12 protein-coding genes are annotated in these 15,206 nt (G+C 55.5%); 9 read left to right on the top strand and 3 right to left on the bottom strand.

The window, feature by feature from the left end; genetic code table 11:
* Positions 1-2: 2 nt before the first annotated feature.
* The gene (locus tag AC1ME2_RS27325; protein WP_480438348.1) at positions 3-716 is read left to right on the top strand and encodes a murein L,D-transpeptidase catalytic domain family protein; all 714 of its coding nucleotides are present in this window, start codon (positions 3-5) and stop codon (positions 714-716) included.
* 155 nt (positions 717-871) lie between these two features.
* Here the strand turns inward: AC1ME2_RS27325 and AC1ME2_RS27320 are convergent, their stop codons facing one another.
* The gene (locus tag AC1ME2_RS27320) at positions 872-1,771 is read right to left on the bottom strand and encodes a polysaccharide deacetylase family protein (RefSeq protein WP_480438347.1); all 900 of its coding nucleotides are present in this window, start codon (positions 1,769-1,771) and stop codon (positions 872-874) included.
* Positions 1,772-1,882: 111 nt separating this feature from the next.
* Positions 1,883-2,665 carry a 2-oxo-tetronate isomerase gene (gene otnI / locus AC1ME2_RS27315; protein WP_480438346.1) on the bottom strand — a complete coding sequence of 261 codons (783 nt, stop codon included), beginning with the start codon at positions 2,663-2,665 and terminating at the stop codon, positions 1,883-1,885.
* A gap of 803 nt (positions 2,666-3,468) precedes the next feature.
* On the opposite strand from otnI, the gene AC1ME2_RS27310 reads away from it, so the two are divergent.
* From AC1ME2_RS27310 to AC1ME2_RS27275, 8 genes are all read left to right on the top strand, one after another.
* On the top strand, positions 3,469-4,623 hold the full coding sequence (locus AC1ME2_RS27310) for an outer membrane beta-barrel protein (RefSeq protein WP_480438345.1): 1,155 nt from the start codon (positions 3,469-3,471) through the stop codon (positions 4,621-4,623).
* 69 nt (positions 4,624-4,692) lie between these two features.
* Positions 4,693-5,220, top strand: a complete 528-nt coding sequence (locus tag AC1ME2_RS27305; protein WP_480438344.1) for a polysaccharide biosynthesis/export family protein — start codon at positions 4,693-4,695, stop codon at positions 5,218-5,220.
* 1 nt (position 5,221) lies between these two features.
* Positions 5,222-7,441, top strand: a complete 2,220-nt coding sequence (locus AC1ME2_RS27300; RefSeq protein WP_480438342.1) for a GumC family protein — start codon at positions 5,222-5,224, stop codon at positions 7,439-7,441.
* An 85-nt stretch (positions 7,442-7,526) separates the two neighbouring features.
* The gene (locus AC1ME2_RS27295) at positions 7,527-8,912 is read left to right on the top strand and encodes an exopolysaccharide biosynthesis polyprenyl glycosylphosphotransferase (RefSeq protein ID WP_480438341.1); all 1,386 of its coding nucleotides are present in this window, start codon (positions 7,527-7,529) and stop codon (positions 8,910-8,912) included.
* A gap of 37 nt (positions 8,913-8,949) precedes the next feature.
* On the top strand, positions 8,950-10,302 hold the full coding sequence (locus AC1ME2_RS27290; RefSeq protein WP_480438339.1) for a lipopolysaccharide biosynthesis protein: 1,353 nt from the start codon (positions 8,950-8,952) through the stop codon (positions 10,300-10,302).
* A gap of 102 nt (positions 10,303-10,404) precedes the next feature.
* Positions 10,405-11,523 (top strand): GDP-mannose 4,6-dehydratase, encoded by a 1,119-nt coding sequence (gene gmd, locus AC1ME2_RS27285; protein WP_480438338.1) that lies wholly within the window; start codon positions 10,405-10,407, stop codon positions 11,521-11,523.
* Positions 11,524-11,529: 6 nt separating this feature from the next.
* Positions 11,530-12,477: a glycosyltransferase family 2 protein gene (locus AC1ME2_RS27280; protein ID WP_480438337.1), complete on the top strand. Its 948-nt coding sequence runs from the start codon at positions 11,530-11,532 to the stop codon at positions 12,475-12,477.
* Between the two features lie 165 nt (positions 12,478-12,642).
* Positions 12,643-13,890 (top strand): hypothetical protein, encoded by a 1,248-nt coding sequence (locus AC1ME2_RS27275; protein ID WP_480438336.1) that lies wholly within the window; start codon positions 12,643-12,645, stop codon positions 13,888-13,890.
* Positions 13,891-13,968: 78 nt separating this feature from the next.
* On the opposite strand, the gene AC1ME2_RS27270 is transcribed toward AC1ME2_RS27275, so the two are convergent.
* A complete protein-coding gene (locus AC1ME2_RS27270) occupies positions 13,969-15,177 on the bottom strand; it encodes a glycoside hydrolase family 5 protein (protein WP_480438335.1) in 1,209 nt (402 codons plus the stop codon).
* Positions 15,178-15,206 lie beyond the last annotated feature (29 nt).

The raw sequence follows: 15,206 nt of genomic DNA, 5'->3' as shown, positions 1-15,206 counted from the left end.
ACATGACGCTCGACCGATTCGGCTATTTAATGGCATCCATGCTTCTGATCGCCCTCCCTGTTGAGGCAGCCTACGCCGATTCGCTTGAAGTCGCGCTGGCCAAAGCGGCACCCAGCGCCAACGCTAAGGTTATCGCGTTAGCGGTACATGCATCCGAGTGCAGATTGGCGCAGGGTGCAGTGCCCGTGCAAAGACTCGCCGTGATTGATTACTCTCTTCCCTCAACCGAGCAGCGACTGTGGGTTTTTGACCTCCAGCACCGCACATTACTTTTCCACGAACTCGTCGCGCACGGCAGAAACAGCGGTGAGAACATGGCCAGTCAATTCTCCAACCAGAATGAGAGCATGGCCACGAGCCTTGGGTTGTATCGGACGCGGGCGACCTACCTTGGCCATAATGGTTACTCCTTACGCATGGAGGGGTTGGAGCCAGGCTTCAACGATCACGCCCTTGATCGAGCCATTGTCATCCATGGGGCCGCGTATGTCAGCGGTGATCTGGCGCGTTCGAATGGCCGTATTGGTAGAAGCCTGGGTTGCCCCGCCGTGCGACCGGCTATTGCTCACCAACTCATCGACTCGATGAAAGATGGCCAATTACTCTTTTCTTATTATCCTGACCAGCGCTGGCTGAATGCCTCTTCATTTATAAATTGCAACAACTCCACCGTGGCGGACACAGCAAAGCCGGTTACAACGTTGCCAACGGATTAACGTGGGAGGGTTGGGCTGTTTCTGGACCTGAGCTGCCTGGCGGGATCAGGCATGTCCGCGCGCGACAGCACGATGATGTTCGTCATAGCCCCCTCCCATACACAGCCTGCATAGGAAACAGGTTATGGCTTCGATGACAACCGACATCGTTCTCCCTATTCCGAATTGCCACCCCACCACCAGTTCCAGAACCCAGGCAGATGAACAGGTTTGGAACCGTCCTTGACAGTGCGGGCCATGACGGCACGCTGCAACTCGGCTTGATCGTCGTAAAAAGGCTTGGCTGCGATTGCCACGCCGGTCTCACGTGCGCTGTCGATCAGGATCTGCAGATACTCCTGCAGGTGCCGGGCTGTGTAGCGATTGAGATCATGAAAAGTCACCACCACCGGAATAGCGGCATCGACCGCCGGCAGCTCTCCAGCAGCAATCCGCTCGCGCACCTCGGACATTTGCCTCAGCATGCTGGAGCGTCTGCGCAGACTAAAATTGTAGCCCCATATCTTGCCGTCATTCGCGCTCAGATCGGTCAGCAAAACATGCATGCCATGCTGCTGATACGCGGCAAAGGTGCGCTTGTCGTAGTTCCAGAATGGCGGACGCACCAAAATCGGCATCGTGCCGGTGATGGCAGCGATGTCCGCGCTGCCGTCTGTGAGCGACTGTTCTAGCGCTTCCGGGCTAAGAGAACGATGGTTGGTATGCCCCGGCGTGGCGGTGTGGAAGCCCAGCACATGGCCTTCGTCATGTTCCCGGTGCATGATTTTCCGGCCCAGTTCGCTGCCGCCCGCTCCTTTTGCCCGAGTCTGCACGAAAAAGACCGCCTTGATGCCCGACTGCACCGGATTATGGGCAAGATCATCGAGAACGGAGAGCGTCGGATTGTAAAACCCGGAAGCGCTTGGACCGTCGTCAAAGGTCAGCAGAAAACGGACCGGGGGTTGCGAGCGCAAATGCTCCTCAGTCTGCGGTGTCATTGCAATCGGCGCGCTGATACAACCGAGAAGGCCGGTTGCTATAGCAAGCGCTGATAAAACGGTGATGATCGGTTTCATGTTTTTTACCTTGGAGCGTCCCACGCCAGCGAAGACTGTAGGACGTGCTTACTCGGTCACGGGTGGCGTGCGGATCGCCAACCAGCTGCCATGCACAGGCGGTTTTGCGCGTTAGCGAGCGTTCCAGTCCCGCAACCACTGCAAGCCGGCCGACGTGTTGCCGCGCGGCCGATATTCGCACCCTACCCAACCGTCATAGCCCAATTGGTCGATCAACTCGAACAGATAGGGATAGTTAACTTCCCCCAGGTCCGGCTCATGCCGGTCCGGCACGCCGGCGATCTGGATATGACCAATACCGTCGAAATCCCGACGCAATTTGCTGGCCAGGTCACCCTCGACGATCTGGCAGTGGTAGCAGTCAAACTGAACCTTCAGGTTACTGGCGCCCACTTCCTTGCAGATGGCCTGCGCCTGATCCTGTCGGTTGAGGAAAAAGCCCGGCATGTCTCGGGTGTTGATCGGTTCGAGCAATACCGTGACCCCTACTTTGACCGCCTGAGCGGTCGCGTAAGCGAGGTTTTCCAGGTAAATGGCATGATGCCGAGACCGGTCACTCTCGGAGGGCAGCAGCCCTGCCATGACATGGATTCGTGAGTTACCCAGCACCGCTGCGTATTCCAACGCGCGATCGAAGCCGCTGCGAAATTCGCTTTCACGGCCCGGCAACGACACCGTGCCCCGCTCGCCCGCAACCCAATCACCGGGTGGTGCGTTGAACAGCGCCTGTACCAGGCCGTTGTCGCTCAGGCGTTGCTTGAGTTCCTGAGCGTTGTAGTCGTAGGGAGACAGATACTCCACCGCTTCAAAACCATCGGCGGCCGCAGCCGCGAAGCGATCCAGAAACTCATGTTCAGGGTAGAGCATGCTGAGGTTGGCGGCAAAACGAGGCATGGTAGCTCCTTGGGCAAAGGGTTAAACAAAGGGTCAGACCTGCAAGGTAATACAAAAACCCAACGTACCGAGCACTGTGGTCGACCCGTGTACCGCACGCAACAGCATGGTCAGCAAAAAGCCTAGGGCCAATACCGGTTCGAGGGGGTCAACTGACTTGGCCTGTGAGGGGGCCGCACGCCGAGCGAGCATTAGCAGGAGACTGACCTGACAGTGTTATTAAAGAGGAACACGTTATGCTCTATTATTTCGACGCATGCTCTATTGTCTCGACAGCATTACGAATGTCTCACCGATGAAACTAACTTATGCTAATAGAGTGTCTGAATAAGTTACAGCATTCATTACATGCTGATCACGCGCGATACACTCTGCCACCTGCCTAACCGCCGGAAAAACAACACCGGGGTTCGCCGATTAAATTGAGAACCGTCATGCTGTCTACCATTTGTCACCGCACCGGTGGGATCTATTGCAATCACCTCACAATCCGTATATCTAAAGAAGTCACACACCGAGGAACTTCTAACTAGTATCTGCCGTAAACAGACTCGAGGACTTGCTCGCTCGTGCGGTAGCCTACCCCATTATCCATATGCAGTTACCCACCTCCGCGTTACCGTCGTCGCGATCTGCCATTCATCGTCTATTGCTCCACACGCCGTCAACTCAAAGCAATAAGCCATCACGTAACTTCCCTAGTGTTGCGACTCGCCATACAGTCGCAGCCAACACGCGGCTGACTGGTGATGTGCGTCCGGCATCAGCTTGACATCATGATGAATCAAGCATGGAGCTCGAAGATGAACAGGCAAAACTTGCTGGCAGTGCTCGTCCTGTCACCGCTTCCTCTTTCGGCGCTGGCCGCCACACCGCAGAGCATTGAAGTGGGCGGTTTCGAATTTACGCCAACCTTAAAGGTAGGAGAATCCTACGATGACAATTTCCGTGGTGTAGCCACGAACACCAAGTCATCCTGGATCACGTCAGTGCTTCCAACGTTCTTGCTCTCCGCGCAGACCAATACCAGCGGTTATCAGCTTGAATACGCGATTGACAGCGAGGTGTTTCACGACTACCCCGACGCGAGTCACGTCGATCAGCGGGTAGCGCTTAAGAGCATCACGGAGTTTGACTCGCGCAACAGGCTGAACTGGGAACTCGGTTACCGCCGGGCTGAAGAAACAGCGGATACCGCTAATCGCGTCGATAACGATAAATACACATTGAAGAATGCGCTATTGGGTTATAGCTTCGGCGTAAAAAGCGGCCTTAATCAGATAGATCTATCGGCTGACTATGAAGAACTTCGTTACCGCAATAGCGGCACATTGAATGATGACAGAGAACACAACACAACCGGTGTTATTGCCACGTGGTACCACCGGTTAGGCGGCAAGACACGCGCTCTATTTGAACTGCGTCGAAGCCGATACGACTACCTGCTCCCGGGCAACCCACGCAACAGCACCGGAAGTGCCGCACTGGTGGGGCTGACGCGGGATGTTACAGCCAAAACCAGCGGCAGCCTGCGATTCGGTGTCGAGCACAAAAGCTTCGATAGCTCTTCGGTCGGTGACCGTACCAGCCCCACGTGGGAGGTCGGTATGTCCTGGAAGCCGCGCACCTACTCCACCTTCTCATTGAATACGCGCAAAGCGTTTGATGAAGGTTACGACGGTGCGACTACCGTCCACACCACCAGTACCCGACTTGGCTGGATACACAAGTGGTCGGGATGGATTTCTTCAGAACTGCATTACCGCCACGCCGACAGCAGCTACCTGGGCCTTGGGCGAGACGACGTGCTGGATGACTACGGTGCCTCGCTGATTTATGCCGCCAGCCGCTGGGCCAATATCACCCTCGGTTACCAACGCTGGTACAACAATTCCAACGTCAGTGATCAGCGCTATACGCGCAACGTTTGCTCGTTGAGTGTCGTCTTGAGCCTTTGATTGCCCGATACTCGCCTTGGACAGCGAGCAACCACTGCACGGAGCTATTCGTCTAAGGGAGATATCCCTATGTCCATTCGTCAGCTTTCCCGTTTCGCGGTTTTATTGATGTGCAGCTTTCCCGTATTTGCTGCGCCCCAATATCGGCTCGGATCAGGAGACACCATCAGAATAAATGTATTCGGCGAGGCGGATCTCACCTTTCAGGAAATTCGTCTGACAGATGCAGGTACCTTTTCTTACCCGTTTATTGGTGAGGTAAATGCCAAGGGCAGGACGCCGAGCGAAGTCGAAACCCTGATCACCAAAACGCTTAAGGACGGCTACCTTGTCGCTCCACGCGTATCGGTGAGCGTACTGACCTACCGTTCTTTTTATATCAGCGGCGAGGTTAAGCAGCCCGGCGGTTATCCGTTCGAACCTGGCCTCACCCTGGATCGCGCCATTGCCTTGGCTGGCGGGTTGACCGAGCGTGCCTCGGATAAACGCATCCATATTATCCGCGGCGCCGACGCCCGACGCAGTAGCGAAAAAGCGAGCCTGAACACGCTGGTCGAACCGGGCGATACCATCACCATTGAACAGGGGTTCTTCTGACATGGACGAGGTGAGCTTGAGACAGTACGAGCTGCCACAACGGTACGCAGCCCCTGTAGACGACCGAGACTTCATTGACTCGCGCAATGTCGGACATGTCCTTTGGACACATAAGTGGCAAATCGCCGCACTGGTACTTGTCGCTACGGTGTTGGCCGGTCTACTGGTGCAGAACATCACGCCGGTATACCGGGCAACAGCTTCACTGGTGATCGAACCCAAGGGCGCCATGTTGATTTCATTTCAACAGCCGACCTACGACTCCAACAATGCAACCGTCGATTACCTGCAGACGCAGATAACCTTGATCCAGAGTCGCGCGGTAGCTGAGCGTGCGGTACGCCAGTTGGATCTGACAAATCATCCGGAGCTCGATCCCCGGCAGCGGTTTCACCCGCTGCGCTATGTGCGCACCCTGGTGGCAAGGCTGCGCCCGAGCCTGTTCCCGGCTGACTGGATTGAAAATCAGACATTGAGCCAGAGCCAAGTATTTGACGAGACGGTTCTGGAACTGATGGAGCGGACCAATGTGGCCGCCATCGGCAAGAGCCAGTTGGTCAACATCAGCGTGAACATGGCCGATCGGCAGACCGCCGCGCTTGCAGCCAACGCGTTGGCCCGCGGTTATTTGGACAGTCGTCTTGACGCGCAGGCGAACGACTCATTGACGGCGACGCGATGGATGAGCACCCGATTGGTCGAACTGCGCACGCAGTTGCAAGCGTCGGAGGACAAGCTACAGACCTATCGCGACGCCGAAGGTCTGGTCGACGTGGACGGCGTAGTCACCATAAGCGCCAATGAGCTGTCAAAAACCAGCGATCGCATGATTGACGCTCGCCGTCAACGCGCCGAGGCAGAAAGCCAATACGCTCAGGTCAAGGCCATGATCGGCGCAAAAAATCTATCAAGCCTGTCCAGCGTGCCAGCCGTGATCGGCAATCCAGTGATCCAGCAGTTCCAGGCCAATGAAGCGCAGGCTCAAGGCATGGTGGATGAGCTGTCGCGACGCTATGGTGATCGCCACCCGAAAATGATCGCTGCACGCTCAGACCTCGCGACGGCGCAGGCCAGTCTGCGCAGCCAAGTCAACCAGGTCGTCGCAGGCATCGAACGTAACTATCAATTGGCACGAGCCAACGAAGAGGCCTTGCGCTCCTCCGTCAATAGCAGCAAAGCGCAGATTCAGGATATCTCCCATAAGGAGTTCAAGCTGCGCGAACTGCAGCGCGACGTGGACAGTAACCGTACGCTTTACGACACCTTCATCACCCGTTTGCGCGAGACGACTGCTGTTGCGGATATCGGTTTGAGCAATGCGCATATCGTCGACGCGGCCATCGCGCCCAGCGAACCGAGTTCCCCGAGAAAACTGCTGATCATGTCTATCACAGCGCTGTTGGCCTTGGTCCTGGGTTGTGTCTTTGCGCTGCTGCGTGACACGTTCAACAACAGTTTCAAGTCCAGCGAGGACATCGAAAAAAAGCTCCAGCTACCGTTACTCGGCGTGGTGCCGCTGCTGCAAAAGAAAAATCGCAAGCGTATCTCCCATCAGTTCAAACGCAACGACGACGCGCTGTTCACAGAGGCAATTCGAACCCTGCGTACCGGCGTCATGCTAGGAGACACATACAAGCACCGCAGGTTGCTGGTGATCACCTCTTCGCTGCCCGGCGAAGGCAAGAGTGCGGTGGCGGTGAACCTGGCCTTCGCGCTGGGCCAGCTTGAGCGCGTTTTGTTAGTAGAAACCGATCTACGCCGACCCAATCTGGCCCGGAATCTGGGCTTGGCCGAAGGGCATCTGGGTCTGGCCGACCTTATCAGCGGCAACGCGAAAAGCAAAGAATGCATCTATCGAGTAGGTGAAGTCGACATCCTGCCCGCCGGGACAGTACCGTCCAATCCATTGGAGTTACTCGCTTCCCCGAACTTTGGCAGGTTTCTGGAATGGGCCAAGCAGCACTACGACAGAATAATCCTTGATTCCCCCGCCAGCGGGTCGGTCAGCGACGCGGCAGTGCTTTGCGCCAAGGCCGACGCAGTGGTCTACGTCATAAAGTCCGACAGCACCGCCGCGCCACTGGTGCACAAATGCTTAGGCCAGTTGCTTCAGAACGGCGCGCTACTGACGGGCGTGGTGCTCAATCAGGTCGCGCCGTTAAAGGGTCGATATGGATATGACCGTTATTACCTAAACCCGCCAAGGAAAACCAGCCACTAAGTGACAAACACTCAGTACCCGCGTTCGATATTGCCGCGTTTAAACGTGACTCGGACGACAGCGGCGACAACCTGAAGGAGTTGATATGCTCACTCAACGGGTCCATCCATCGGTCAATCGACGCGGCCTTACGTTCTGGGGGCAATGGGCATGCGCCATGATCCTGTCCAACCTGGTGATTTGCGAAATCATCTACCAGCGCTTCGGCGCTATTCCTTCCGAGTATCGTGTCCTCATGATTCTCGGCTTATTTGGATCGGTGCCGCTTTACAGCATGCTTCATGTCTACCATAAGCGTTACGGCTACGGTATGGGCCTGCTGCGACTGCTCGCAGGCTGGGTCGCCATGCTCGTCACACTGTATGTGCTTTCGCTGATCTGCCTTGGAAACATGAATTTTGAAGCCCGGCTGCTGGTCAAAGCCGCGGTCTACGGCTATCTAGCCCAGTGTTTGACCTACTTACCGTTGCGCTATCTGGTCAACCTGCATTTGCGCTGGCTGCGCAGGGAGCGTATCGCGGTGGTCATCGGCACCAGTCCAATGGCCCATACCCTGGTTGCGCAGTTGCGTCAGCGAGTGCCGGTGCTCGGCTTAGTCGCCACAGAACCCGACGTTACCCAGGCTGACGGTCAAACGCCGATTCTCTGTGGATTGCGTGATCTGCGCGAACTCATAATGCGAGATCATGTGCGTCGTACGTACATAGCCCTCCCGCTGAATATGATCAATCAAATTGAAGCCATCTATAGGGAGCTGCTTGGCCTCAATGTCGATGTTGTCTGGGTTCCGGACTTCGGAAACATGATGCTGCTTAACCCGTCGATTTCGCAGATCGACCAGTTCCCCGCCCTCTACCTCAATGAGACCCTGCGCAGTTCCCAGCCTGCGGCAACCTTGGGTAAAGAACTGCTTGAACGTAGTCTGGCATTGGCCGCACTCGTTGTGCTTTTCCCTGTCCTGCTGGCGACGGCGATCGCCGTAAAACTATCGTCACCCGGACCGGTGTTCTTTTGCCAACCGCGTAACGGGTGTAACGGCGAAGTGATCCAGGTGTGGAAATTCCGCTCCATGCGCGAACACCAGGACCCAGCCGTCAAGCAAGCGACCAAGGGTGATCCGCGTATCACCCGGGTGGGCGCTTTCCTGCGACGTACCTCTATGGACGAACTGCCTCAGTTGATCAATGTCCTGCGCGGCGAGATGGCCATGGTTGGCCCGCGTCCTCATGCGGTCGCCCACAACCAATACTACGGCGCAAAAATCGTTGCCTATACCGCACGCCACCGGATCAAACCCGGCATCACCGGACTTGCCCAAGTCAGCGGATGCCGTGGCGAAACGGAAACCCTGGAGAAAATGCAGCTGCGCCTGGAGAAGGATCTGGACTACATCAATCACTGGTCCCTTTGGCTGGACATCAAGATTCTGATCAAGACGCCCTTCACACTGTTCTCGCGCAATATCTACTGAGCGATCCATTGTCTGGACGGTACGGACGGAGAAGTGCATGGCTGACCCTGAATCAACGGCTGACACGTTACAAGGGCACGCTAGCGGATGGTTGGGGATGTTTCGCAAGGTCGTGAGCAACCGCCTGATGCGCAATATCGCTACAGCTGTCGGCGGCACTGCGGGCGCTCAGGCGATCAATTTGGCGCTTATTCCAGTGATCATGCGCATCTACGGTCCGGACGCGTTCGGCGTGGTGGGCACTTTCCTGAGCCTGACGATCATCCTTATCCCGGCGTGTGCGTTGACCTATCCAATGGCTATCGTGCTGCCCAAGCGCGATGTCGACGCTCGTGGTTTGATCAGGATTTCTTTGCTGGTCGCGCTGGTCGTCGCGACACTGTCGGCGCTGGTGTTCTACGCCTATGGGGCTCCAATCGCACAGGCGATGGGTATCGGTATTTTGATTCCGTACCTGATGTTGTTGCCCGTGGTGATGTTCAGCGCAGCAGTCCTGGAAATCATTCAGCAATGGCTGTATCGACGTCAGCGCTTCAGCCTGACCGCGCGCGCCGCGACGTTGCATGCACTGTGTTACAACCTGACGCGCAGCCTGGGAGGTCTGGCGCAAGCGACCGCACCGATGCTGGTGGTGACCAGCTCGCTCTATTACATCATTCACAGTCTGCTGCTTTTGGTCGGAATGACCTTCACGCGAGCGACAAAAGTGGTCGACAACCCGGGCGACGAAACACCGACGAGTCTCAGGATGCTGGCCTCGGAGTTTCGTGATTTTCCGTTGTATCGAGCCCCTCAAGTGCTGATCAATGCGCTCTCGATCCACATGCCGACACTGGTGTTGGCCGCATCATTCGGGACCGTATCGGCGGGGTTTTTCGCGTTGTGCCTGCAGGTTCTGAGCATGCCGAGCAACTTTATAGGCAAAGCAGTCGGCAGCGTCTATTACCCACGGATTACTCAGGCTATCCATGCCAGCGAACCAGTGACGCGGCTTCTGATCAAGGGCGTTACCGGCATGGCACTGGTCGGATTGCTACCGTTTGCCATGCTGGCGCTGGCCGGCCCCTGGCTTTTCGCCTTGGCATTCGGCGCGCAATGGCAACCCGCCGGCGAATACGCGCGCTGGCTGGCCCTTGCAGAGTTCGCCGGTTTCATTGCTGGCCCATGCGCGGTCGCGATCCCCGCTTTATCTCTGCAAAAACGCTTTCTTTTGTTCGAAATCGTCAGCACCTGCCTGCGGATAGCGGCCGTGGTGCTTGGCGCACTCTTGTTCAAGGATGCATTGGCCCTGGTGATGGCGATCGCGGCTGCCAATGCGGCGATCAACCTGTCGCTGATCGTCATCGTACTGTTTGAAGCCAATCGCTGGTACAGACGCCAAAGCCTGTGAGGCTTGAGCTGCGAGCCGAGCGCATCGCCATACCTTCATAACAGATAGCTGTAGCGGTAGCTCGAAACCAATCCTGACAATGCCTACCAGAGGTATCGAAAAATGGACTGCAGGCGCGCGTTAATCACAGGTATCACGGGTCAAGACGGCTCTTACCTGGCTGATTTGTTGCTGGAAAAAAACTATGAAGTACACGGGATCAAGCGGCGCGCCTCACTGCCGAACACTCAGCGCATCGACCACATTTCCCAGGACCCGCACACGCAAGAGCGCTTCTTTCTTCACGATGGTGACCTAAGTGACTCATCGAACCTCACCGACCTGATACAGCGAATTCAGCCTGACGAGGTCTACAACCTAGGTGCTCAATCGCATGTAGCGGTGAGCTTCGAATCACCCGAGTACACCTCTGACATCGACGGTATGGGTGCGCTGCGTATCCTTGCGGCCATTCGCCTGCTTGGGCTGGAGAAGAAAACCCGCTTCTATCAGGCATCCACCTCGGAGCTCTATGGTTTGGTGCAAGAAGTCCCGCAAACGGAAAAAACGCCGTTTTATCCTCGCTCGCCGTACGCGGTGGCCAAACTCTATGCCTACTGGATCACTGTGAATTACCGAGAGGCCTACGGGATGTTCGCGTGCAACGGCATTCTCTTCAATCACGAATCTCCACGTCGTGGCGAAGCCTTCGTCACCCGTAAAATCACGCTTGGCCTGACCCACATCGCTCAGGGCCTGACATCCTGCTTGTACGTGGGCAACATGGATGCGCTGCGTGATTGGGGGCATGCCAAGGATTACGTCCGTATGCAGTGGATGATGCTGCAACAGGAAAAACCAGATGACTACGTGATCGCCACAGGCAAGCAGTACTCAGTTCGCGACTTCATCGGCTGGGCGGCCACAGAGTTAGGTATTCAACTGCGATTCGAGGGCCATGGCGTCGAAGAGTGTGCTGTGGTTGAGCACGTCGAGGGTGATAAGGCGCCGGCGGTTAAAACAGGCGATATTCTGGTTCGCGTCGACCCGCGCTATTTCCGGCCGACCGAAGTCGAGTCCTTATTGGGCGATGCAAGCAAAGCCAGGCGCCAACTCGGCTGGGTGCCGGAAATCACCGCCCGGCAGGTGTGCGCAGAGATGATCCAGGAGGATCTGAAGACAGCCCGGCACTACGCCTTGCTCAAAGGCTACGGTGCTACCGTGCCGATAACCGTGGAGTGATCGACAATGCCCGTTGATAACGTGTGCGCCGTTATCCTCAACTGGAACGGTGCCGAGCAAACGATAAGGTGCATAAACTCAGTGGATGCCCACTGTCATATTCCGATCATCGTCATTGACAACCACTCGGACGCAAATGACTACGAGCGACTGGAACGGTTCTTGAGCGAAACAGAGGGCAGCGACCTATTCATAGCGAGCGAACACGATAGTCGACAACATGGACAGAAACACATCCGGTGTTTGATAAAAAACGATGACAATTACGGCTATGCCGGCGGCAATAACATTGGCATCGATTACGCCTACCGGGCGGGCTATGAATATATATGGATCCTTAACAACGACATCCTGGTGGAGGCAGGAGCGCTTCAAGCACTCCTGCGCACCATAAACAGTGACGAGCACTGTGGATTCTGCGCATCGATCCTGGTTTATTCAGACAATCCAACCATCGTCCAGTGCGTCGGCGGGGGTAAACTTTATCCCTGGCTGGGCAAAGCCCGGTTAATGGGTAAAAACCTTGATCGGGCCGAGCTGGGAAAATACCTGACCACGTTGCCCAAACCAGACTATTTGATGGGGGCCTCGCTACTGATAAGGAGAGCGGTTATTCAGCAGGTGGGCCTGATGGATGAGCATTACTTTATGTACGCTGAAGAAGTTGACTGGCAACGCCGATCAGCCACCGCCGGCTTCAGCTGTTTGGTTGCAAACGACAGTTTCGCTCAACATGGCGACAGCGCCAGTACCCACCACAGAAGCCATATGTTTCATTTCTATCGAAACAGAGCGGCGATCATGTACAACAAAAAATTCCACTCCATGCCGTGCTATGTTTTTTCCGCCGTGGCCCTCGCCGCAATAACGGCATTGCAGAACATAGGCAACTTTAAAAATATAAAGTACGGCATCATGGGAATCATGGAAGGCTTATATTTTTCCTGGCGCTGATGCGTTGCCGCCCCCGCACCACCAGGCGTCCAATGGAAGACATTAGTTTTGTTCAATGCGCCACGATCATGGAGGTCTCTGAACCGTACTGTGGAGTTTTGGCAACCGGATGCGTCCATCTAACAATGTTTCATTGCCATGACCTGATTCAATGGGGATCACAGTATGATTCGCAAGCTTTTCGCCTACCGCAGCTTACTGTTCGTACTCTTGCTACTGAACTCGGCCTGTTTTTTTCTGACCGACAATAAGAAAGCCGGCGTGCCGTATTTGCGCGAGCTATTCATTATTCTGGTATTCGTCTCCGCCCTTATCCTGCTCTTGGTATGGACACGCGCTCAGCAATCTCGTTCCGGCCTTTGGATTCTGTTTTTCGGCCTGCTGCTGCCGATCCTGTCGGCTGTGCTGGCCTATCTTAATTTCGGCCAACCTATCAGCTTTGGGATGTTGGAGGAACGTCGGAGCCTTCTTTATTTATTGTTTTTTCCGGCTTGGTTTTTGATGACAAAAGCCCGACCGACCCAGGCAGAGCTGGAAGATTTTTTTCTTTGGTGCACCTTGGCCTGCGTGCTTGTCGGTTTCCTGTACTACTTCGGCGTAATACCAGAGAACACCGATATCGATTTCACGGTCGACGAAAAAGATTACGGTCTTAATCCGCTGCGCCCAAATCGCTTCAGCATTGGTGCGCCCTACGTCAGCGCCTGTGCGTTTATGCTGATGTATCGCCTTAGAAGGAGAGTTTCTCTGGCGAGACTGATGATCCTGCTGCTGTTTGCCTCCTATCTATGGCTCGTCATTCAAACGCGTAACACCATGCTGGTTTGGGCGCTGGCAGGGGCATGGATTTTTCGTAGTCGGCTTGGCTTGCTGCTCAAGATTGGGTCTCTGGCTGGCGTAATTCTATTGGTCGCCTATTTCCTGGCGCCCGACTTTTTCGCCGAGCAGTTCGACCGATTCAATGCCCTGCTGCTCGAGGCGAGCGAGACCGGGGTACGCAGCACCACGACGCAGATAATAGTGAGTGAAGTGGCGAATAATGGATTCATTGGCATGGGAGCCCTTTCCCTGCAATGGCAAGGGGGTTTTTCCCGCCTTTATAACTCATACTTTTATCTGTCCGATGTGGGGCTTGTCGGTGTGTATTACCGCTTCGGCTTCCTGACGCCAGCCATTGCACTTATTTACTACCTCGGCTACCTACATATCATGGCGCGGTGCAGAAAAAAAGGCGATCTACTCTCTGCCCTGCAATTGGGTTTCTGGTTCAATTGCATTAACTTTTTTTTCTCCAATTCGATCATGTATGGCGGAGAACTTTCAGGTTTGGCCATCGCCGCCTTTCTCTATTATGCCAGCGAACGGGCACATGCCCCAGCGGTCACTCACCGGGGCTGGATTCATGGGGGCTGATTGACCCCACGTTATTAGCACTCTCGATACATGCACCTGAATATAACAATGTTGTTATGCGTCGCGAACCGACGGCGGTTATTGGATAGCTTTACACTGTGTAGCCACTAGGTATTTCGCAAGAACCGGCCATTGTGGGCGATCACGTCCGTTGACGGGTTCTATCGACAGCGGGTAATTGCCCCACGCGGACCCTGCTGACCAGTAAGCCAACGGCACACACTTGCTCTGCAGAAAGGCCAGGAGCCGATCCATGACCTCGTTCCAGCGTGGATCATCGTCGGGAAAACCAGCTTCACCAATCTGGCCGCGTTTGCCGTTCTTTTCCAGCCACTCGATAAACGGCTTGACCCGCGTGACCGCGATATCTGGATCGAAGCGTTGGCCCAAGGGGGATTTGTACTGCCCGCTTGCATCGTCATCAAAGTACACATGCGCCGAGAAGATCAGCTTATCGGCCGGGTCCTTCAATGTTAGCAACGCGTCGTTGTTCTGAGGCCAACGAGAAGCACTGGACCAGGAACGGCCCTCAATGATGATTGGCCTGTGCCCGTCATAAGTACGGATTCCCAAAATGCCTGCCTGAGCAGCCTCCGGCCAGTGTTTGTCGGCGTCATCATGGGGTTCGTTCATGATGTCGTAAGCGTAGAGCGCCGGGAAATTGTGCCAGCGTGCCGCGATGCGCTGCATAAGCTGCCGGTAGGCTTGAATGGGCACCTTCTTACTGCCTATCACCTCATCCTTGTATCGCGCAAAGTTGTGCACATCGAGAATCACGGCTATCCCACGCTGCTCGGCCTGAATCAGCATTTTGTCAACCAGGCCAGCATAGGTGTCGTCCAGTTCGGCGCCGAGTGTCGGTTGCAGCCGCTCCCATTTCATGGGGAAACGAATCGCACGAATACCTCTGGCCTGCCACTTGTCGAAGTAGTTTTCGTCAGGCACGAAATAATGAGTGCCATTCTCACCCGGCCAGACCCCCTCAGAGAACTCTGCGCCAGAGACATTGATAAGCACCATCGGCGCAAGCCCGGCGACGGATTGTGCGTAGCAGCCATTGGACAGGACAACTAAGGCCCCTGCCAGCATCGATCTGCGCATCAAACCGATCACCCGTGACCTCGCACCCGATAGCCACTTAAGCATCGCTTCAGAACCCAAGTCACGCCTTTTGATCATGGTGGGCAACCCCCTTTTCTGATGCGTCATTCCAGATGCTTTCGCTGGGCACCCCAAGAAAATCGCTACATCGGCCGCGCGTCCATACAGGCGTTGCGCAGCGGTCAATACGATTTCATCTATGAAGGAGCCACCCC

It is taken from the genome of Pseudomonas sp. ASL9, from assembly GCF_056680335.1.
This window is presented reverse-complemented; position numbering and strand designations above follow the sequence as displayed.